Source organism: Winogradskyella endarachnes (assembly GCF_009741275.1).
Lineage (GTDB): Bacteria > Bacteroidota > Bacteroidia > Flavobacteriales > Flavobacteriaceae > Winogradskyella > Winogradskyella endarachnes.
The window spans coordinates 545,889-567,047 of sequence record NZ_WOWS01000003.1; the positions used below are offsets into that span (position 1 = coordinate 545,889).

The window sequence follows — 21,159 nt, forward strand, 5'->3', positions numbered from 1 at the left end:
AGTAAACAAAGATAATGTAATTTGGTGTGATTTTTGAATGGATTCTAGGTATGATTATTATATCAAAATATCTAGTGCCTAAAGGTTATATAGGTTTAACTATATTTCCTTTTGTATTGTTAAAGTTTGAAGGGTTAAGAGAGAAGAAGATACTTTTAAACCATGAGAAAATACATCTGAAACAACAAATTGAATTATTAATTATTCCTTTCTTTGTTATTTACGTAATTGAATTTTTGATTAAAATAGTGAAATATCGAAATTGGAATTTGGCCTATAGAAATATTTCGTTTGAGCGTGAAGCCTATGCCAATGAAAAAGACCTTGATTACTTAAAATCAAGGCCTTTATTTAATTTTTTTAATTACTTTTTTTAAATAATTATTTTCTTAGAAACTACGGAACCATTTTGTAACTCTACTTTTACAACATACGTTCCTTTGCTCAAATTATGGGAAAGGTAATTGTAATTAGTACTTTCTACACTAAGGTTTTTATGAATTAATCTTCCAGTAGCATCAAATAATTCAAATGATTTTATGATACTTAAATTGGAAGTAGCATACAGAGTGTTGTCAAAATTTCTTATGTCTAACTCAGATATAATTTCTTCGTCTTTAATACTTAAGGATTCATTGGTAAATCTTAAAATAAATCTAGTATCGAAAACACCAGCTTGCGAAGCAAATATATATGGATTAGCTCTAATATCATGAATGATATTAAGTTCAGTATCTTCTAAAAATATGTTCTGACTCGCATTTGCGAATAAACCATCAACTTGATTAATTGAGATTGTGTATGTGCCAGAGTTATTAATTTTATAACCTAACGGAATTGTTTCTGAATCTACAAAAGGTAAGCCTTTTCCTTGTATGGTAAGTTTTTCATTGCTTACTAATGAGTAAAATTGATCACCAGTTTGGCTTATTAAATACCCATCATATAATCTGTCTATATCATCAGTTGCCCCATCTGTAAATCCTACTAAAGTAGAAAGTGCTGTATTGCTACTATTTACTAAATCTAACCAAATACGATGTTTTTCTGGTGCAGTAGTTGCGCTTCTGTAAAACCCGTTATTGGCATACGTACCACGCATAGTATTGCTAAAACTAACAGTACTGTTTGCTGGAGCTGAATCTAACATAAGCGCAAAGAACCCTTGTCCGGATGCAATATAATCATTAAAGCCAGGAGGTGTTGAGCCTAAGCTATTAGCAGCTAAATATTCGCTATCTGAATAGTTGTACATATAGCCATTGTAAAATGGGTCATCTATAGCACTTGTTGCTGGTGTTAGGTGTTGCCAGAAGTACAATGTACCGTCAATATCAGAATTGGCAGCAACAAAATCTTGCAGAGAAATTGCAGAAGGATATGGGTTTCCTAATAAATTCCAGTTATCATCTTCTGCAGTTGCAGTATTCCCTAAACCAGCGTAATTAGCTCCAGTATAGTTTCCTCTAGATATTGGAAAAGTAATTCTACCATTGTTTAATGTGCCACTGAATTCGGCGGTATTTGCTATTGATGTGCCTGTTAAGCCTCTAACAATATAACCTTTACCAGGTATCATGTTTTCTTGTGTACTTATCCAATTACCATGATTACCAGCTGTGCCATTCGCTTGCGTTGGTAGCCATTTGTATATTCCATAGCTTGGCGTTCCTGGAGAGATGTTTTCAACGTCGAATACATCAACAGGAGAAGACCAATATACGTAATCGAAATAAGAAATACCGTCTACTTTTCGTTGTACTCTTGCTGTACCTGTATTGTTATTTGTAGTAACATCGGTAATTTGAATAATACTTGCACTGGTGTTTACTTCAATGTCACCTGTTGGTTCAATTTCAATAACATCTTCAATTGTTAAAGAAGCATTTGAGAGTTGAGTTAATGTTGCTCCGTTTTCAACACTTAAGTTATAGCCATAGCCATCAGTAGAACCTTGCATAATAGGGTCATTACCCGTGTTTGGTATAGTGATACAATTTGTAGGGTCAGGTACTCCATTTGGTGTCCAGTTGTTAGCGTTTTCCCAAGCTGTGCTTTGTGAGCCGTTCCATGTTTTTTTACCAGTTACAGTTACAGTCGTTGGGTCTAGCTCTACTAAAGTTGTTCCATTACATAAGTTGTAAGTCACCTCTGCGTAATAAGTTGTAGTTTCTGTTGGACTCACTTCAATTTGTCCATCGTTATCAGGATCAATAATTTCATTAGCTGCAGTGATTGAGTTTTCGTACCATTTTAAGGTGGTTATAGGTGTTCCGTCTGGAGTAAATCTCCATGCTTCGTTTGTTGCTGTCCAATTAGGACTAAAAGCATTCCTATCTGGGGCTACTGTGGCAGTTGAACTATCACCTTGAATACCAACTACAGCTCGTCCATTGTTCCAACGTGCTCCGTTATTATAATATACTCTATCTAAATTCTTTTCTTGGATATAAACTTCAATAATATTGGTGTCCTCGTATAACACCATCATCCCAGAATATAAAATTGAGTTTTCAGCGTACATTGGTACATCTTTCCATGCCGTGACTAATGCTTGGCAACCGGTATCTAAAGTTATGAGCTGATAACCTATTTCACCACCTTTACTTGGGTCCACATCATGGTGAACTCCATAAACCGATGGACCGAAATAATAATTGTTCGCACCACTATTAAAATCAGAAGCATTCGTGTTATGGGGAATATTTCTAGAAATATACCATCCAGAAGGTGTGTTTGCTAACCTGTCCGCATCAAAAGATATAACACCATTTGATCCAATAACACACGAGTTATAAGTATTTCCATAAAAACAAAAATCAAATGGTAAATTGATTTTGGGAGAAAAAATATCATCAACGTTTACACTAACTGCGTTTTCTAAACACCCAAATTGATAAGGAGGATTATAGGCTATTGCTTCTACTTTATAATTTGTAGTTTCTCCAATCTCTAAATAATTAGCTTCAAGTGTTGTGCTTCCATCTGTACAATTCATGTCTATATCAGAACCAGAAGTACCTAATCCGCCTGCATCCACAGAAGGGCATGCAAAACTAGATGTCCCCAAAACATTTGTTATTTCACAGGTTTCTCTAACGCATATATTAAAGGTGCCATTGAAATTAGTGTTACCACCATTAAAACTATATACTCTAATGTAGTAAGTTGTGCCAACGTTTAAGGCAATTAATGTTGTAGACTCAGGATTATATTGTGATGTTTCGTTAACACATTCTAAAGATGCACCACTGCAACTACCAACAAACACTTCAAATACTATATTATATAACGTTCCAGCCTCTACAATTATTTCATGTTCTGGCCTTGTGGCAACAAAAGAATACCAAACATCGTCATCTGCAACTCCAGCACAACCAGTCATAGATTCTGTTCCTCCAACTGTTGTACCTGTTACTGGGTTACATATAAAGGATGGTGTTAATGAGATGGCATTAGAGCAATCGTCGTTTGGTGGTGGAGGTACACTTTGGGCTAGCTCTTCTACACAAATATCAAAAGTGCCAGTTTGTCCGTTGCCATTAAAATAACTATATACTCTTATATGGTATTCTGTTCCAATTGTAAGTCCTGATAGCGTTGTGGTTTCAGTTGATCCTCCACCAGTGTCGTCTACACATTCTATGGAAGAGCCTCCACAACCACCTGAGAATACTTGAAAAACGATATCGTTAATACTACCAGCTTCAACAGTAATTGCATGATCTGTGCTTGTTGCAATAAAAGAATACCAAACGTCATCATCAGCAGAACCAGCGCAGCCAGATAAAGATTGCGTAGCGCCTACTGTTGTTCCTGTGGTCATAATACAACTTGTGTCTGGTGTTAAACTGATGGCGTCTATACAATCGTCGTTAGTTGGTCCGCTACCACCACTAATAGGGACTCCTGTAATATTTATATCGTCTATGTAAATTTGATCGTTATTTGCACTAGCATCACAAACAATTCTAAATCTAGAATTATTACTAAAAGTATAAATGGTATTATCTAGAGTTAGACTAACTGAGTAAACTTGTCCGTTATTAAAATGTGTGCCGCGAATATAATTTGCTATAGTGGTTTCGGTTGAACCGTCATCGTATTCCACGAAAAAATTCTCTCCATTTTCCATGCTATTGGCATAAAAGAGGAATTCAATGGTTACAGAGGAATAAGATGTTAAATCAATGTTGTCACTAAACATAGATGAATTATTACCTGAGTTATCTCTAATCCTGATGTTAGAGTTACCATTAATTAAGTTGTTGTTAACAAAATTACAATCATTACCACCATCATTCCAATTTCCCCAATCCGATTCAAAATCATCGAAAATTGGCAACTGAGCATGAACTAAATTGCTATTTAATAGTACAGCCATAAATAGCAAGAAAATAAATGGTTTTTTATTGAGGCTTATACAAGAATTTAATTTAAAGTATAACTTAAAATGTAAAGTATTCTTCATGATAAGTAGGGTTTTTAAAAGTATAGTATCTCTTATAATAATGTTTATAATCTGATAATATTTTAATTATAAAGGACTAATTGTTTGTTATTAATGGCCAAACGTAATAAAAAATGTGAAAAAAAAATAATTTTTAACCGATAAAACGATAAAAAACATCGATAAAGTGATTTTTGTATATTCTTTCTTACATTATTTTGTAGATTATGATTAAAATGCGTTACTTATCTTTGTAAAAAATAAAATTTGATAAATATTAATATTGAAAATCAGAAAGTAATTCTTAACAATTCTTTTGAATTAATTGTGAAACGAGAGGATTTGATTCATCCATTTATATCTGGTAACAAATTCAGAAAACTTAAATATAATTTATTAAGAGCGCAAGAAATCAATGCGAACGCGCTGTTAACTTTTGGTGGTGCATACTCTAACCACATAGCAGCTGTTGCTTATGCGGGAAAAGCATATGGTTATAAAACTGTGGGAATTATTAGAGGAGAAGAATTGCAAAGCAGAACTGATTTAAACCCAACATTAGCATTTGCTAAACGTTGTGGTATGAATTTTAAATTTATATCAAGGCAAGAATACAGAAATAAAGCTGATGATAACTTTATAGATAAATTGAAAACTGAATTTCAAGCCTTTTATTTAATTCCGGAAGGTGGTACAAATACATTAGCTATAAAAGGATGCGAAGAAATATTAGAACCAGAAGACTTGAGTTTTGATTATGTTTGTTGTGCGGTTGGAACAGGTGGAACAATTTCTGGAATAATTAATGCTTCAAACGATAATCAAAACATATTAGGTTTTCCTGCATTAAAAGGTGATTTTTTACAACAAGATATTCGTAAGTTTGCAAATCGAGATAATTGGGAATTAATAACAGACTATCATTTTGGTGGTTACGGCAAAATAAAGCCTGAATTAATTTCGTTTATTAATGAATTTAAAAAGAGATATAATATTCCATTAGATCCAATTTACACAGGTAAAATGATGTATGGTATATTTGATTTAATTGAAAAGGAATTTTTTCCTCCTAATTCTAAAATCTTAGCAATTCACACAGGTGGCTTACAAGGTATTGCGGGCGTTAATGAATTGTTGAAACGGAAAAACCAACCTTTAATTGATGTATAAAATGAAATCTAAACCTATAGTAATAGTTATGTTGGTGTTGGCTTTTTTTAGTTGCGGACCCAAAAAAGGTATTGTTACAAAACGAGAAAATACAACCACTTCTAAAACTGTTGTTACTAAAAAGGTGGAGCAAAAACAAGTGCCTACAGTAACTGCCGATAAGCCAGTGAATGCAGATAAGAAACCACAAAGTGCAGTGGAGGTTTACATACAACAATATGCTTATATCGCCAAAAAAAACATGAAAGAACACAAAATCCCTGCAAGTATTACACTTGCTCAGGGTATTTTAGAATCTGGTTCTGGTAAGGGTAGATTAGCTGTAAAAGCCAATAATCATTTTGGTATAAAGTGTCATGGATGGAAGGGAGCTAAAATTTATCATGATGATGACCGCTCTCAAGAATGTTTCAGAAAATATAAAAAAGCTGAAAGTTCTTATGAGGATCATTCCGAATTTTTAACAGGTAGAAAACGTTATGCAAGTCTTTTTAATCTAAAACCAGACGATTATAAAGGTTGGGCAAAAGGCCTACGTGCTGCAGGTTATGCAACAGATAGAAAATACCCTCAGAAATTAATTAGCTTAATAGAACGTTATCAATTGTATAGGTATGATGCGGAAGTTTTGGGTAAGGCCAGTTCTAAAAGGAAAAGAAGTTCTACCACCATAATTGAAGGCATAAAAAAGAAAGATATTTTAAAAAAGCATACCGTAACTAAAGGTGATACGTTGTATTCACTCTCTAGATTATATAGTACAACTGTAGATGCTATTAAAAAGAGAAATCAGTTAAAATCTAATGACCTTACTATTGGTCAAGAACTAATTATTCCTAATTAAAATATGTTATATCAAAGAAGCAGTGCTTTATTTAAAGAAGCACAAGGCGTAATTCCTGGTGGTGTGAATTCACCTGTAAGAGCTTTTAATGCTGTAGGCGGAACACCGATTTTTGCTAAATCTGCAAAAGGTGCTTATGTTTATGATGAAGATGATAATCGTTTTATAGATTATATAAATTCTTGGGGACCAATGTTACTTGGCCATGCTTATCCTCCAGTTGTTGAAGCTGTTATTGAGAAAGCAAGGCAAGGCACTTCTTTTGGAATGCCAACTGCTTTAGAAACAGAGATTGCTGAATTAGCAGTGGCAATGGTGCCAAATATTGATAAAATTCGTTTTGTAAATTCAGGTACAGAGGCTTGTATGAGTGCTATTCGTTTAGCTAGAGGATTTACCAAAAAAGATAAAATTATAAAATTTGCTGGGTGTTATCATGGGCATAGTGATTCATTTTTAATAGCAGCAGGAAGTGGTGCTATTACTTTTGGGACACCTAACAGTCCTGGTGTAACAGGAGGTACTGCTAAAGATACTTTGTTAGCTATATATAATGATATAGAAAATGTAAAGTCTATAGTTGAAGCTAATAAAGGTGATATAGCTGCTATTATAATAGAACCAGTAGCAGGTAATATGGGTTGTATTCCTCCAGTTGAAGGTTTTTTAGAAAATCTAAGACAGCTTTGTGATGCAAACGATATCTTATTAATCTTTGATGAAGTAATGACGGGTTTTAGATTGGCTAAAGGTGGTGTGCAAGAGTTGAAAGGTGTTGATGCAGATATTGTTTGTTTTGGTAAAGTAGTTGGAGGTGGATTACCTGTAGGCGCATTTGCAGCAAGAAATGAGATTATGGATTTTTTGGCGCCAAATGGACCTGTTTATCAAGCCGGAACTTTAAGTGGAAATCCATTAGCAATGGCTGCTGGCTTAGCTATGTTAAAAGAGATTAATGCCGATAAAGGGTTAATGAATAGGTTAGGAGAGAAGACTAAATATTTGCATAACGGAATTGCTGAAGCACTTAATAAGAATAATGTAATACATACAATTAATAGGATTGGTTCTATGATTTCTGTACATTTTTCTGAAGAGCCCGTTGTAGATTTTGAATCCGCTGCAAAAGGTAATAATGAAACTTTTAAAACGTTTTTTCATGGTATGTTAGATCAAGGTATTTATATTGCTCCTAGTGCTTTTGAAACTTGGTTTATAACTGATGCCTTAACTTATGAAGACTTAAATGAAACCATTGCGGCTGTAGAGCAAATTGCAAAGTCTCTTTAAAATTAGTGTTATGTATTTATATAAAAAAAGCCTCACATTTGTGAGGCTTTTTTATTTAGTTTTCCGAGTCAAACGTTTTGTAAAGCTCGTATTGTTCTTCAGATAAAATAGATTTAATTTTATCATCTAATTGTTTTTCAATTTTAGCATTTTCTTCAGCACTAACATCTTTACCTTCTAAATTAGCAATACTCTGTCCATAATGTTTTAAGGCTTCATAAACGTCATCGCGTTGTTCAGGACCAAATTTAACGTGTATTCTTAGAGATTCAGTTTTTTTTGCAGCTGTGGCGTTTATTTTTTTCATTGCATCTAATTTGCTGTTTTGTGCAGTCAGCGTTTGGCTGCCAAAAAACATTGCAAATGCAAATAAACATAGAGTAATTAACTTTTTCATTATGGACTATTTAATAAATTTAGTGACTAATGTAATAATTTTATTCAATAAAATAAAAAAGTATCGACTAAGCGATACTTTTTTATAGAAATAATATGTTCTTATTTCTCGTCTTTATTTCCTTTTCGTCTCTCTTTTCCTCCTTTTTTATGCTTTTTAGGCTTCATTTTTTCAAACTCAGCGTACTGCTCAGCAGTTAAAATACTCTTCATCTTTCGCTTCATTTGTATTTGCTTGTCTAGTCTCTCATTTTGCATTTTAACAAACTCTTCTGTGGTTGGCTTTTCTTTTTGTTCGCCATCCTTAGCTTTACGTTCATTTCTATGTTTTTCTCTGTCTTTAGCTTGTTCTAAAAATACAGCTTTAACTTCTTTTTGTTGTTTGTCTGTTAAATCTAATTTTAGCGTTAGCTTTTTAGATTTTAAATCTGCGATGTCCTCTGGAGACATATCTTTTCTTAACTCAGACCTGTTTTCTTGGTCCATTCCTTTTCTGCCTTCACGTTGAGCAAAACCATTTAAGGTTACTAGTGCTATCGCAATCATTACTAATTTTTTCATGTCGTTTTTGTTTTATTTTATATCTGTTTAGACATTATAAATGTTGATCCGTTTAATTCAAACTGTGTTTTTAACAGATTATTTAACATTATAGACTAAGAAGTTGTAGTGTAGTTTGGTATAAATCTGTTTGTTCTACTTTACTTTTTAACCATGCATAAAAACTAATTACAAAGATGTCTTCTTGGCATATAGTAATCCATTCAAAAGATGTTTCAAGATTAATTTTAAACCTTTCAGAAGTTAAACTTTTAGGATTTAAATAATACTGTTCTGCAAATTTTAAAAATGTTAGAATTCTTGTTTGTTCTATTTGCTTCAGGTAATTAGTGTAACTTCTTCTAAAGCTTTTTAATCTAGAAAAGAATAAATCGTTTTCCTGTAATTCTACATATAATAAGAGTTCGGCAACGTATTTTTTTATTACCCAATCTAGTCCGGCTTTTTCTTTATACCATTGGTCCGTGTGGTAAAATTTTGAAGAAATTGATTTGGCTTTATTATAGTTGCCTTTTTGAAAATAGAGCATAAAACAAGTCAGTTGAAGATCTAATAAGGTTTCTAGGTCATTGCTTTTTTTTTGTAAAATGTTCTCGGTTAATATAATGGCTTCATTTTGTTTGTTTGTATAATTGAGATTTAAAACTTTAATAAGCGTTTTTTTTAATATAAAATCCTTGTAAAAGGCGCGCTTTTTTAATTGCATTAATTGTTCCATTTCTTCTATATAGAGTAGTGAAGACTTAAATTTTTTGTTTCTGAACAATGTGTTAGCTATTATGTAAACAATATGTATTTGATAAAATAACTGTTTGTCTGTTTCTTTTTTTAGCTTTAAAGTATTGTAGCTTTTTAAAACAAAATCTTCAATTTTATAGTATTTGGCAGTTACTAATGCAGAGAAATGGGCAATTGCCAATATTTGATACAAGGATTTAAAAGACAATGAGGAGTCTAATTTTATGTTGTGTTCTGTGAGAATTTTTTCTAATTCTGTTTCAAAGTCAATCACTTTTCCTTGATAAGTGATTTCATTTAAAACCGATTTTAATTTGGCATAGACAATATTGAGTTGGTCTTCTAATTGATGTTTCTTTTGGTTCTCTTTTTGTTTTAGTATTAAGTCATTTAAATCAACTTTAGGATAATTTGAAGCGTATTGAATCTTTGTGTGATAAATTTCATTGAGCATTGGAAATAACAAATGCTCATCGGCTAAACGTTCTGCTTTATCCAATATTTTATAAGCTATTTTAAAATTATTTTGAATTAAAAATGTACGTGACGCTAATATGTATTTTACAATTTGCATATCAACTGAATTCTCATCTTCAAGATTTTTATTAGCCGTAAATTCTATTAAGGATTGAAATAATCTTTTCCGCAGAGCATGGTAAGCATTGCTCTTTTTAGTGTTGTAAAGTTTTTTGCAAATAGATGTTGAATCTTCATTACCACTAGCAATTAACTTAAACAATTGAACGTTTTTAGTGTCCTTACGCTTGTTCTTTTGTTGAAGATAATTTACAAATTTCTGATGTTCTTCTGAGGAAAATGTGCTAATAATAGAATTTATTTCAATCATTTATTCGTCATTATATATTTTAATTTCCTAATAAATATAGCATATTATAATAATTTAAAGAATAATATATCGTCAGTTTTGTAGAAATTTTGGTTTTCAGAACCTTGTTCTTTATCTGAAATTTGCGTCATAATCATTAAAACAAAACATCATGAATTATCAAACAACAGTTTCGTTAAAAGACGAAGAGAAAGTGAAATCTAAAAAGAAAGAAAAGAAAGTTTATAATAACAAACCTACACCTGCTTTTATTGGAGCGTCTTGGTCTGCCTTACTTATTGGTATGGTGGCGTATTGTGTTGGACTTTGGAATGCAACAATGCAACTCAATGAAAAAGGGTATTATTTTACTATTTTATTATTTGGTTTATTCTCTGTTATCTCAGTACAAAAAGCAGTTAGAGATAAATTAGAAGGCATACAAGTCACCGAAATGTATTTTGGTATTAGTTGGTTTACGTCTATTGCATCAATTGTTTTATTAACTATAGGGCTTTATAATGCAACATTAGAGTTAAGCGAAAAAGGCTTCTACGCCATGTCATTTACCTTAAGTTTGTTTGCTGCCATTGCTGTACAGAAAAACACACGAGATGTGGCTTACATTAATAACGAATTAGAAACAAAAACGGACGAAGATTAGTTTTGATGATGGGTTAGTTGGTAACCTAAGGCCTCACAGTGTTGGTATTACTGTGAGGTTTTTAAAATTAATAGTAAAATTTACATTATTAATAAAAAAGGCTTCAAGATATCTTGAAGCCTTTTTTAATTTCATATGTAACTAAAATTATTTTGGATCTAAAATAAGATTAATTCTTTCTATAGCATCAGCAATATGTATTCTGCTCATAGCGTCACCTCCACGTGCATTGCGTAATTGAGTTCGCAATGTTTTGAGTTCTGCTCTTACAACCGCTTTTATATCAGATTGACTGGTGTTAACAGCAGTAGCTTTAACGTAAGGGCTTCTTGATCTTCCACTTTGGTTTTTAGCGGTCATTAAATATTCTAATCTATCAATATGAGCACGTTGTAAATTACGACGGTAAGTGTCTATTTTTTTACCAGTTCTTAATTCACTCCAAATACCTGTTCTAAGATCTTTCATCATATCTGTTAAAGCATAAGCTTTATTATCGTAAGTATAAGCTTCTGTTAAACGCTGCATTTTTCCTAAGCTTAAAACGGTATTTAAAGTTCTAGCTTGTAAAGCTCTAATACGTTCTACAGAACCAGAATATTCAATACGGTCAAAAATTGTTTTATCTAATAACCATGTTGGTGTATTAAATATATTTTCTTGTAGAAAAGCCATAGCTCTTTTTTGGTGTTCTTTTGGCACTGCAGTATAAACGGCACCTTCTTGGTCTGCAGTTTTGTACATCTCATAAACACCACCTATGTTATTAGCAACGTGTCCCATGTAGCGGTTAAACTGTGATACTACGTGACCATACATTTCTTCTAAATCATCATAATCTTCACCAGCTTCTGTAGTCCATTCTATTAAGTTTGGTACAATACGCTTTAAGTTTTTAATACCATATTCACTCGCTAACATAGCATCGTCACCTAAATCTTCGGTCTGAGAACTTGGATCGTGGATGTCACCAACCTGCTGGTGACCAAAACGATACATTGGGTCGCCTGCATGTTCTTTAATCCATTGATTTAGAATAGGTTTTTCTTCTTCTGCAGTTTTATCTAAGATAGGTCTGTAACCCCAAGCAATCGCATACTTATCATAAGTACCAATGTCTGGCATTAATGCAACACCTTCATCACCTGGTTGCGCAATGTAATTAAAACGTGCGTAATCCATAATAGATGGTGCTGTACCATTTTTTTGAGTAAACTCTGCATCTCTTAATTTTTCAACTGGGTAAGCAACGCTACTTCCCATGTTATGTGGTAAACCTAAAGTGTGACCTACCTCGTGAGCAGATACAAAACGAATTAAACGTCCCATAACTTCATCTCTAAACTGAGGACTTTGAGCATCTGGATTAATGGCTGCTGTATGTACAAAGAACCAACCACGTAATAAAGACATTACATTGTGGTACCAGTTAATGTCACTTTCTAAAATCTCGCCTGTTCTTGGGTCACTTACGTGAGGTCCATTTGCATTAGGAATTGGCGACGCTAAATAACGTACAACAGAATAACGCACATCTTCTGGGCTCCATTCTGGATCTTCTTCTACAGTTGGTGGATCCATAGCAATAATTGCATCTTTAAATCCGGCTGCTTCAAAAGCAACCTGCCAATCTTCAATACCTTGTTTTAAGTACTTTCTCCATTTTTCTGGTGTAGCTCTATCAATGTAGTAAACAATTTGTTTTTTAGGAACAACTAACTCACCACGCTTAAATTTTTCAATATCTTCATCTTTAACTTCTAATCTCCAACGATCTAAAAACTCTAAAGACTTACTTTTTTGGTCTTCTAGTCCATAATCTGTTTGACGACTTGTAAACCACCCAACGCGTTCATCAAAATAACGACGTTTCATTGGGTTATCTGGTAACAAAATCATTGAGTTATTAATTTCTATTGAAATAGTTCCTGTACTCGAATTAGATGGAGGTGATCCAGCAGCATAAGTTTTTACGTGCCTTGCTTCAATGTTTCGTGGGTAACTTTTTATGCTTTCAATAAAAGATTTATCACTTTCTAAACGTGTTACTTTGTAAGGACGTCTTCTAAATAGAGGTAAACCTAATGACTTTACGTCTTTTTGAAATAAAGGTGAAGCATCAATTACAGTACTAGTAGAGTCTTTACTGAATGCTTTAATAGGAAACGTAAAAAGTACAGGTTCGAAGTTTGAATTTTTTACAGCCTCATTAACCGGAAGCGAATCTGCAGCAACTACATTATAAGATACTACTCTAAGTACCACTTTTTTTCCTTTTTTCTCCCAACGTAAAACTTGCTCGTTTTGCTTTCCTCCTCCAAATCCAAGTCCGGAAGCGGTTTTAGAAATACGAGTAACCATTAACATTTCACGGTTAAATAGAGAATCTGGAATTTCGTAATAAAATTTATCATCTACAGTGTGTACTGTAAATAAACCTGTATCACTTTTAGCGTCTTTAGGAATGACTTTGCTATAGGGTTTTGGGTCGTTTTTACCAGGTTTTTTTGCTGGTGGTTTTGCCATTGCTGTGGCATCCTTTTTAGATTTTCCGGCTTTCTTTGCAGTAGAGCAAGAAAATGCCAAAAAAGCAGAAACTACTAAAAGTAGTTTAATAGATAAATGTTTCAAATGAGTCGGTTTTAATTAATTTGGATGAAAATACGGATCTATTAAGAATCTGTTAAATTTAAAACCGATTTTAGTATTTATTTAACGCCTATTAATTAAGGGTGTTGAGGTAAGTCTGTACTAAATCTAAGCCTTCTGTGTGTCTCATAGTTGTACCTATAAAAGGCATGCTAATTCCTTCTAAATAGAAAGAAATCCTATAATCCATTAGAGCTACTTGGTTTAATATGTTGCTATCTTCTAAAGTAGTTTCAAAAGCTAAGTTTAGGGTAGACTCATCTGCACAAGTTCCGCCAGGAATATGGCAATGCGCACAATTGATATCGATGTAAGCCCTAGCTCTAGTTTCTAATGATAGTGAGGTGTCTTCCCAATTTGGCAAGCTTCTAACAGAACCACTGCTTGTTATTCCTGTTAATTGTTGGTTACTTATAAATTGTTCTAATTGATTTACGCCATTTACATTAAAATTCATAGATCTTAGTTTTGGGCCTATAGGTAGAATTCTATCACTATTGCTATGGCAAGTAAAACAGTCTGTGCTAGATGGAATTTTATAAGTTGTTGGGTTGGTGTTTCCATCTGTGTCAATCCAACTAATTGGCACTGTGCTACCTTCTGTGTCTAAAGTGGCATCAGTTTGTGTGTCATTCCATATGTAGTTTCCTGTTTCCCAATTATCATTTATCTTAATAAGAATACGTGTTTCAATGATGGTTTTTCCTAAAGATAAATCGCGTTCGTCTACATTGTAATAAAATGTTTTTGCTATTACTGTATTATCTGGAAAAATGGGTAAGCCATCACCATTATATTGAAGACTAGTAGCTTCTGGTAATGCAATAATGCGTTGTTTGTGTGCGTAATCTGAAAAAAGTGTAGTGTTAATATTGTACTCAAAGGCTTTTTCTGTGATGACCAATTCATTTAAGTTGCCTTCAAAAAGATTAAGTTCAGATAAGTTGGTTTTAAACTCGGCAATCACATTTGGTGTTTCAACAGGCGTTATAGCGTCGTCTTCCTCACATGAAAATAAAAATATTAAAACAACTAGAAGACTAAATAAGTTTTTGAATTGATTGCGCATAGATTGAGGTTCAGGTTTGTGGCTAATGTACAAAAAAGATGTAATTCTATAAATTTTAAGCGTTTTGAAAAGAAACTCAACCTTTTATAAATTTGAAACTTTCTAGCTGATTTTTAGAGTTTTTAATGGTTAATACATAAATTCCTGAGGATATATTTATTAAATCTATTCGATTTGAAGCGTCTATATAATTAGATTGAATTTGTCTGCCTGAAACATCATAAATAGCATATTCAGAATTTGTTAAATCATTATCAGAAATAATATGTAATTGGTTGTTAACTGAATCTGTTATTAATTTGGTTGTTAACTCCAAATTTTCTTCAATAGATAAGGCTTGTCTACCATAAGTAATTGTACTTAAGTAACCATTATGAAGATTTAATATGGCGTCAGAGCCAGTACCTAAAATTTCAAATGTATAAATATCCTCATTATATCTATGGAAAAAATAATTGTAAGAGCTCTCAAAATATTGTTCATCCGTAGTGTTGCAAGTTGAAAGCGTCCAACCCATATTTCTTATAACTATAGAATTGGTCTGTATGGGATTATCATAAGAGGCATTGAATCCATTACAAGTTGAACTGCCAAAAACGTTACTTTGTCCGTTTATAATTTCATCTGAAAAAATAATACTTAAATTTGGGTCAAATGTATTCTCAAATAAAAGATCATATTCCCAAATGGAATGGATAAACCATTCGCCGCTCAATAGGTTGGTCATAGCATTTTCCCGCCCTAAGTTTATGACCTCACCTAGACTATTTGTGAAACTTAGATTGTGTAAGTTATTTGAAAATGTATAAGTTAAGTTACCTGGTTGTTGCAAGATTGCAAAGAATAAATTTTCGAAATCAGTTTCTTCTGTGGTTGTACAGGTATTATCCGTTGAGTCAAAATAAGGGATAAGCGTAATAAATTCTGTTGTGAATTCATGGAAATAAGACGTAAATGAGTTGCAAATTCCGTTACCGTTAATATATCTTCCCCAATACTGATCGTATGGTCCTGCTGGTGGACTGGCTTCAAAAACATCAAAATTAATGTTTGGAGCTGTTGTAACAGTTGCTGGTAAACTAATGGTGTTTCCGTTAGACTCCAAAGAAATCACATTCCAATTACCCGTGATATTCTGTGAGGATAAGATTAAAGTAAATAAGAAAAATAAGCTGAATGTTACGTAGTTTTTTACCATACCAAATGCAATCGAGATTAAGATTATAAAGAGCTGGTAATAAATGTATTAAAATTTGTAATTGATTCCTAAAAAAAAGGAACTATTAGTTAATAGTTCCTTTTCAAAATATGTGTATTAGTTTTAAACCAATTCTACAAACAAACCATCATCAGTTTTTTCTACCTTAGTTAAGCCGTGTTTGCCTAAGCCTTTAATGCCTTTGTCCCAACCTTTGTTACTTAAACCAGATTGAGATTTAAGAGCAACTAAATCCATTCGTTTTTCAGTTTTTAGAACTTCTAAAATCGCTTTTTCATTATCACTTAAATCAACTTTTTTCTTCTCTGGTCGCATTTGAGGGAAGAATAATACTTCTTGTATACTTTGATTATTGGTTAAGAACATAATTAAACGATCCATCCCAATTCCCATTCCAGATGTTGGAGGCATACCGTATTCTAGTGCACGTAAAAAGTCGTGATCAATAAACTCAGTAGCTTCGTCATCACCTTTTTGAGCTAGTTTTAATTGATGCTCAAAACGCTCACGCTGATCAATCGGGTCATTTAATTCTGAATATGCATTTGCAATTTCTTTACCACAAACCATAAGCTCAAAACGCTCTGTTAACTCTGGGTTTTCTCTATGTTCTTTACACAAAGGACTCATTTCTTTTGGGTAATCTGTAATGAAAGTTGGTTGTATGTAGTTGCCTTCGCATTTTTCACCAAAAATCTCATCAATTAATTTTCCTTTACCCATGGTCTCATCAACATCAATATGCATACTTTTTGCAGCTGCTCTTATTTCGTCTTCAGACTTGTTATAAATATCAAAACCAGTAAATTCTAATATTGAATCGCGCATGGTTATACGCTTATATGGCGCTTTAAAGTTTATTTTATGTTCGCCAAAAGTAGCTTCAGATGTGCCGTTTACAGCTATTGCACAATGTTCTAAAAGTTGCTCACAGAAATCCATCATCCAATTATAATCTTTGTAAGATACATAGATTTCCATGGCTGTGAATTCTGGATTGTGCGTTCTGTCCATACCTTCATTTCTGAAGTTTTTAGAAAACTCGTATACACCATCAAAACCACCAACAATTAATCGTTTTAAGTATAGTTCGTTAGCAATTCTCATATACAATGGAATGTCTAAACTGTTATGGTGTGTAATAAATGGACGTGCTGCTGCACCTCCAGGGATAGGTTGTAAAACAGGTGTTTCAACTTCAAAATAACCAGCATCATTAAAAAACTGACGCATGGCATTAAATAATTTTGTTCGCTTTACAAATACTTCTTTTACATGCGGATTTACCACTAAATCAGCATAACGTTGTCTGTATCTTAATTCTGGGTCTGTAAATGCGTCATAAGTAACACCATCTTTTTGCTTTGGTATTGGTAAGGGTTTTAATGCTTTACTTAACAGTTTAAAATCTTTAACCATTACTGTTTTTTCACCAACCTGCGTTGTAAAAAGTGTTCCTTCTATACCAACAAAATCACCTAAATCTAGTAGTTTTTTGAAAACATCATTGTATAATGATTTGTCTTCGCCTTCGCAAATCTCATCTCTATTAAAATAGACTTGAATACGACCTTCGCTATCTTGCAATTGCGCAAAAGAGGCTTTTCCTTGAATGTTAATTGCCATTAAACGACCAGCAATAATTACCTGTTTACCTTCCTCAAAGTCAGATTTTATCTGTTTAGAAGTGTGGTTTACCGGAAACAAATCCGCTGGATAAGGGTTAATCCCTAAAGCTCTTAGCTTGTCTAACTTTTGGCGTCTTACCAATTCTTGTTCTGAAAGTTGCATTCTTATTTATTTTAAAGCTGCAAAATTACGTTATTTCTTTTAAGTATAAAACAAACAAAACTGCTAAGTTTCAATACAACTTAGCAGTTTTGCACCCTTAAATTATGCCGCTATTCAGCGGCAACAATTTTGCCTTTAATTTTTAAGATTTTATTTCCACCTTCTGCATTAGACATTACAGTGATAGTTTTAGCAAAGTTACCAAGTCTTTTAGTGTCGTATTTTATTTCTAATTCACCTTGGTCTCCTGGCTGAATAGGTGCTTTAGAGTAGCTTGGAACTGTGCATCCACAACTGGTTTTTACTTTGGTAATTAATAAAGGCGCATCACCTGTATTGGTAAATGTAAATAAGCGTTTACCATCTGAGTTTTGAGTAATGGTACCATAATCAATAACCTCTGTTTTAAATTTTAAAATAGCAACTTTTGTGTTGTATTTGCCAAATTCTGTAGTGGTTACATTGAAAAAGTTAATTGATAAAACTAAAAGAATTGCAATGTTTAATGTTCGTTTCATGATAAAATATTTTTTATGATTAATTTGAAACAAACATCTTAGATTTTAAGGTGAATTATTAAAAAGTAAGGGTTGAAATTGGTACTAGTACCAGGTTGTAATTTTTTAACTAACTGATAAACAGTGATTTTGCGTCTTCTCTAGATTGTACGTTTAATTTTTTATAAATGTTATTAGTGTGCGTTTTTACAGTACTTACACTTAAAAAAAGGCATTCTGCAATGTCTTTATTTGTTTTATCCATTAATAAATGTTCTAAAACAACCTGTTCTTGTTTAGATAATTTTGCTTTTAAATCTTCTAGTTTAGATTGCTTTTGTTTCCAATTTCTATAGACAAAAATCAAATTTAAAAGGATTGAAATTCCTAATATAAAATATAGTAAAAGGTGCCAATGTGTTGCTGATTTTTTATCTGAAGATGTTAGCAAGTAACGGTCGGCTTCTAACTCGTTCATGTATTGTTTAGTGTAAGTTGTATTAGGATAGGTGTTTTCTAATCTTGTTTTTAAGTTATTGTAGTAACTATTATCCTTTAAGTCTTCAACATAATAATTATGAAGTTCACTACTTCGGTCAGATAAATAAGCGTAAATGTAAATTTCTGCTAAAGGTTCGTTTAGAGCTTTGCCATATTCTTGTAGTGTTTTAAACCATTTTTTGTTATTAAGTTTACGGTTAGCTTCACTTCTAAATTCACTGTAAGCAAAGCGCATGTCATTTTTTAAGGAATCTATTTTTATAAAGGCGTTTGCTTTGGGATTATTAGATTCTATTTCGCAAAAAATTTGCTTACCAAAAGAAAATGGGAGTTTTAACGTGTCTGTATTTTTTGCTAAAAATAAAAGTGTTTCGCTATCGCTGCAATGCCCATTAAAATGATTAATTTCTTGCTGAGTAATGGAGCAGCGGTCAACGTGTACGCGATAGATACGGTTTTCAGTATCTAACATATTGCCTGTAAATTGAAAGAAGCCAGTAGAATCGGCTACTGTTTTTGCAATAATTTGTTCTGAGTAAACACCAGACATTTTTCTGTAATCTTCAACAATAGAAAGATAAACAGAGCTATCCCATTCTTCTGGGTTTGTGTAGCCCGAAAATGAATATTGTGCTTCACAAATTGAAGTGATAGCTAAAAAAATTACAAGGATTTTTATTCGCATAGAACGAAACTACATAATTTAATTATTATTTAAGTGAGAAGAATTCATAAAAAATGTAACAATTTTAATTAAAATTAGTCTTATAGGTACATCAAATCATTAAACAAATTATGAGTATCTGGCGTGTTATCCTTTCTATTATTTTCCCTCCCTTGGCTGTTATAGATAAAGGTTGTGGTTCTTTTTTAATCACCTTTATTTTATGCTTTTTTGGTTGGGTACCAGGTATAATTGCTGCGCTAGTAATATTGAATAATCCTAATCGATAAATCCGTATCTTTGTACTGCATAAAATCAATTTAGAAATTATGAAAAAAATTATCTTACTTTTTACACTGGTATGCTTTTTAACGAGTTGTAATGTTACAGAATCTATTGTTTTTAATGAAAATGGTTCTGGCCAATTTTTAATTAGTTACGAAATGGGTGATGCTGTTACAGCTATGACCAATGCCATGGGTGGAGAAAAACCAGATTCTGAAAAGAAAGAAGGGGGAAAAGTAATGGATACTACTATGGTATTTGCAGATATTATGGAAACATATAAAGATAGTATTGCAGCATTACCTGAAGATAAAAAGTTAGCAATGGCAGCCGTAAAAGATATGTTTATGACCATGAAAATGAATGAAGACGAAGGTGAAATGACTATGGGAATTGGGCTTAATTTTGATTCAATTGATGATTTAAAAGATATCAACGAAAAAATTAAAAAAGCACAAAGCTTAAACGCACAAGGTGATCAAGTTGGTTCTATGAAAGAGAACTCTCCATTAGGTAATTTTTTTGGTAGTGATAATAATAAAACAGGTTATGTTTTAACGGATTCTGGGTTTAGTAGACTTACAGAAATTTCTATATTAGATGAAGAAGGAGAAGAGTCGATTGAAGAGTTATTTGATGAAGCAGATGAAAGTAACCAAGAATTTATAGACTATTTTAAAAATGCTTTTTACAATGTAAAATTGTCTTTTCCTAAAGCAGTTAAAACGATGTCTTTAGAAAATGCTGAACTTTCAGAAGATAGAAAAACGGTGACTTATAAAGTAAATTGGATTGAGTACCTTAAAAATCCTTTATTGTTAGATGTGAATGTTGAGTTTGTAGATGAATAAAGAAATTAAATTAAAAGACCTAGGGACTAAAGATTTTAAAGAAACTTGGGACTACCAAGAGGTACTTTTTAAAGCCATTTTAGATACCAAAATTAAAAATAGAAGAGAGGATGCTGGTATAGTAACTGATAATCACTTTCTCTTTGTAGAACATCCACACGTTTACACTTTGGGTAAAAGTGGAGATTTGTCTAATTTGTTGCTTTCTGAAGCACAACTGGCAGAAAAAGGAGCTACGTTTTACAAGATAAATAGGGGAGGAGATATAACTTATCATGGTCCAGGGCAAATTGTTGGTTACCCTATTTTAGATTTAGATAATTTCTTTACGGATATCCACAAATACTTGCGTTTTTTAGAGGAAGTTATCATTCTTACACTTGCTGATTACGGCTTAAAAACTGAGCGAAGTCCTGGCGAAACAGGTGTTTGGTTAGACGTTGGTACACCTTTTGCTCGAAAAATTTGTGCTATGGGTGTACGTGCCAGTCGTTGGGTAACTATGCATGGTTTTGCACTTAACGTCAATGCAGATTTAGGGTATTTTGATAATATTATTCCGTGTGGTATTCGCGGTAAAGCAGTGACAACTCTAAATAATGAGTTGAAGGTAGATTTGGTGGATGAAGCAGAAGTAAAAGCTAAAATTTTAAAACATTTTGAAACTTTATTTGACGCTGAATTTGTTTGATGA

Annotated in this window: 18 protein-coding genes; 8 read left to right on the top strand and 10 right to left on the bottom strand. The window is 32.6% G+C overall.

The features are described from left to right. Window positions 1–50 precede the first annotated feature (50 nt). Window positions 51–377, top strand: coding sequence for a hypothetical protein (locus GN138_RS10660; protein ID WP_157363910.1), 327 nt, complete (start codon window positions 51–53; stop codon window positions 375–377). On the opposite strand, the gene GN138_RS10665 is transcribed toward GN138_RS10660, so the two are convergent. Next, window positions 374–4,384, bottom strand: coding sequence for a T9SS type A sorting domain-containing protein (locus GN138_RS10665; protein WP_197429341.1), 4,011 nt, complete (start codon window positions 4,382–4,384; stop codon window positions 374–376). The genes GN138_RS10660 and GN138_RS10665 overlap by 4 nt on opposite strands. Window positions 4,385–4,717: 333 nt before the next feature. Here GN138_RS10665 and GN138_RS10670 point away from each other — a divergent pair, with 333 nt between their 5' ends. From GN138_RS10670 to hemL, 3 genes are read left to right on the top strand one after another with little or no spacing between them, the layout of a single operon-like run. Next, complete coding sequence (locus GN138_RS10670; protein WP_157363914.1) at window positions 4,718–5,620, top strand: 1-aminocyclopropane-1-carboxylate deaminase/D-cysteine desulfhydrase; 903 nt, start codon at window positions 4,718–4,720, stop codon at window positions 5,618–5,620. Between the two features lies 1 nt (window position 5,621). Further along, window positions 5,622–6,464 (top strand): glucosaminidase domain-containing protein, encoded by an 843-nt coding sequence (locus GN138_RS10675; protein WP_157363916.1) that lies wholly within the window; start codon window positions 5,622–5,624, stop codon window positions 6,462–6,464. A gap of 3 nt (window positions 6,465–6,467) precedes the next feature. After that, window positions 6,468–7,754, top strand: a complete 1,287-nt coding sequence (gene hemL, locus GN138_RS10680; protein ID WP_157363917.1) for a glutamate-1-semialdehyde 2,1-aminomutase — start codon at window positions 6,468–6,470, stop codon at window positions 7,752–7,754. Between the two features lie 55 nt (window positions 7,755–7,809). On the opposite strand, the gene GN138_RS10685 is transcribed toward hemL, so the two are convergent. The 3 genes from GN138_RS10685 to GN138_RS10695 form a co-directional block, all read right to left on the bottom strand. Further along, entirely contained in the window at window positions 7,810–8,151 is a 342-nt protein-coding gene (locus GN138_RS10685; RefSeq protein ID WP_157363919.1) for a hypothetical protein, read from the bottom strand. Window positions 8,152–8,252: 101 nt separating this feature from the next. After that, entirely contained in the window at window positions 8,253–8,711 is a 459-nt protein-coding gene (locus tag GN138_RS10690) for a hypothetical protein (RefSeq protein WP_157363921.1), read from the bottom strand. Between the two features lie 88 nt (window positions 8,712–8,799). Further along, a complete protein-coding gene (locus GN138_RS10695) occupies window positions 8,800–10,296 on the bottom strand; it encodes a hypothetical protein (RefSeq protein WP_157363923.1) in 1,497 nt (498 codons plus the stop codon). A 151-nt stretch (window positions 10,297–10,447) separates the two neighbouring features. Between GN138_RS10695 and yiaA the strand changes: the two genes are divergently transcribed. Next, window positions 10,448–10,939, top strand: coding sequence for an inner membrane protein YiaA (gene yiaA / locus GN138_RS10700; RefSeq protein WP_157363925.1), 492 nt, complete (start codon window positions 10,448–10,450; stop codon window positions 10,937–10,939). Window positions 10,940–11,086: 147 nt separating this feature from the next. On the opposite strand, the gene GN138_RS10705 is transcribed toward yiaA, so the two are convergent. The 6 genes from GN138_RS10705 to GN138_RS10730 all read right to left on the bottom strand — a co-directional run bounded on the left by GN138_RS10705 (window position 11,087) and on the right by GN138_RS10730 (window position 19,350). After that, on the bottom strand, window positions 11,087–13,570 hold the full coding sequence (locus GN138_RS10705; protein WP_231743064.1) for a zinc-dependent metalloprotease: 2,484 nt from the start codon (window positions 13,568–13,570) through the stop codon (window positions 11,087–11,089). A gap of 91 nt (window positions 13,571–13,661) precedes the next feature. Next, window positions 13,662–14,657: a hypothetical protein gene (locus tag GN138_RS10710; protein WP_157363927.1), complete on the bottom strand. Its 996-nt coding sequence runs from the start codon at window positions 14,655–14,657 to the stop codon at window positions 13,662–13,664. Window positions 14,658–14,733: 76 nt separating this feature from the next. Further along, window positions 14,734–15,855, bottom strand: a complete 1,122-nt coding sequence (locus GN138_RS10715) for a T9SS type A sorting domain-containing protein (protein WP_157363929.1) — start codon at window positions 15,853–15,855, stop codon at window positions 14,734–14,736. Between the two features lie 123 nt (window positions 15,856–15,978). Continuing rightward, entirely contained in the window at window positions 15,979–17,667 is a 1,689-nt protein-coding gene (gene lysS / locus GN138_RS10720) for a lysine--tRNA ligase (RefSeq protein ID WP_157363931.1), read from the bottom strand. Between the two features lie 110 nt (window positions 17,668–17,777). Continuing rightward, window positions 17,778–18,185 (bottom strand): DUF1573 domain-containing protein, encoded by a 408-nt coding sequence (locus GN138_RS10725; RefSeq protein WP_157363933.1) that lies wholly within the window; start codon window positions 18,183–18,185, stop codon window positions 17,778–17,780. Between the two features lie 109 nt (window positions 18,186–18,294). Continuing rightward, window positions 18,295–19,350, bottom strand: coding sequence for a response regulator transcription factor (locus tag GN138_RS10730; protein ID WP_157363935.1), 1,056 nt, complete (start codon window positions 19,348–19,350; stop codon window positions 18,295–18,297). 110 nt (window positions 19,351–19,460) lie between these two features. On the opposite strand from GN138_RS10730, the gene GN138_RS10735 reads away from it, so the two are divergent. Genes GN138_RS10735 through lipB form a run of 3 tightly spaced genes read left to right on the top strand, consistent with a single transcriptional unit; the run spans window position 19,461 to window position 21,156 of the window. Continuing rightward, window positions 19,461–19,619 carry a YqaE/Pmp3 family membrane protein gene (locus GN138_RS10735; protein ID WP_157363937.1) on the top strand — a complete coding sequence of 53 codons (159 nt, stop codon included), beginning with the start codon at window positions 19,461–19,463 and terminating at the stop codon, window positions 19,617–19,619. 39 nt (window positions 19,620–19,658) lie between these two features. Continuing rightward, window positions 19,659–20,465 (top strand): hypothetical protein, encoded by an 807-nt coding sequence (locus GN138_RS10740; RefSeq protein ID WP_157363939.1) that lies wholly within the window; start codon window positions 19,659–19,661, stop codon window positions 20,463–20,465. Further along, window positions 20,458–21,156 carry a lipoyl(octanoyl) transferase LipB gene (lipB, locus tag GN138_RS10745; RefSeq protein WP_157363941.1) on the top strand — a complete coding sequence of 233 codons (699 nt, stop codon included), beginning with the start codon at window positions 20,458–20,460 and terminating at the stop codon, window positions 21,154–21,156. Before GN138_RS10740 ends, lipB begins: the two co-directional genes overlap by 8 nt. Window positions 21,157–21,159 lie beyond the last annotated feature (3 nt).

What these genes read in the sequence shown, in the direction of transcription:
- GN138_RS10660 (WP_157363910.1), top strand. Translation starts at nt 51, where the DNA reads ATGATTATTATATCAAAATATCTAGTGCCTAAAGGTTATATAGGTTTA.
- GN138_RS10665 (WP_197429341.1), bottom strand. Translation starts at nt 4,384, where the DNA reads ATGGCTGTACTATTAAATAGCAATTTAGTTCATGCTCAGTTGCCAATT.
- GN138_RS10675 (WP_157363916.1), top strand. Translation starts at nt 5,622, where the DNA reads ATGAAATCTAAACCTATAGTAATAGTTATGTTGGTGTTGGCTTTTTTT.
- hemL (WP_157363917.1), top strand. Translation starts at nt 6,468, where the DNA reads ATGTTATATCAAAGAAGCAGTGCTTTATTTAAAGAAGCACAAGGCGTA.
- GN138_RS10685 (WP_157363919.1), bottom strand. Translation starts at nt 8,151, where the DNA reads ATGAAAAAGTTAATTACTCTATGTTTATTTGCATTTGCAATGTTTTTT.
- GN138_RS10690 (WP_157363921.1), bottom strand. Translation starts at nt 8,711, where the DNA reads ATGAAAAAATTAGTAATGATTGCGATAGCACTAGTAACCTTAAATGGT.
- GN138_RS10695 (WP_157363923.1), bottom strand. Translation starts at nt 10,296, where the DNA reads ATGATTGAAATAAATTCTATTATTAGCACATTTTCCTCAGAAGAACAT.
- yiaA (WP_157363925.1), top strand. Translation starts at nt 10,448, where the DNA reads ATGAATTATCAAACAACAGTTTCGTTAAAAGACGAAGAGAAAGTGAAA.
- GN138_RS10710 (WP_157363927.1), bottom strand. Translation starts at nt 14,657, where the DNA reads ATGCGCAATCAATTCAAAAACTTATTTAGTCTTCTAGTTGTTTTAATA.
- GN138_RS10715 (WP_157363929.1), bottom strand. Translation starts at nt 15,855, where the DNA reads ATGGTAAAAAACTACGTAACATTCAGCTTATTTTTCTTATTTACTTTA.
- lysS (WP_157363931.1), bottom strand. Translation starts at nt 17,667, where the DNA reads ATGCAACTTTCAGAACAAGAATTGGTAAGACGCCAAAAGTTAGACAAG.
- GN138_RS10725 (WP_157363933.1), bottom strand. Translation starts at nt 18,185, where the DNA reads ATGAAACGAACATTAAACATTGCAATTCTTTTAGTTTTATCAATTAAC.
- GN138_RS10730 (WP_157363935.1), bottom strand. Translation starts at nt 19,350, where the DNA reads ATGCGAATAAAAATCCTTGTAATTTTTTTAGCTATCACTTCAATTTGT.
- GN138_RS10735 (WP_157363937.1), top strand. Translation starts at nt 19,461, where the DNA reads ATGAGTATCTGGCGTGTTATCCTTTCTATTATTTTCCCTCCCTTGGCT.
- GN138_RS10740 (WP_157363939.1), top strand. Translation starts at nt 19,659, where the DNA reads ATGAAAAAAATTATCTTACTTTTTACACTGGTATGCTTTTTAACGAGT.
- lipB (WP_157363941.1), top strand. Translation starts at nt 20,458, where the DNA reads ATGAATAAAGAAATTAAATTAAAAGACCTAGGGACTAAAGATTTTAAA.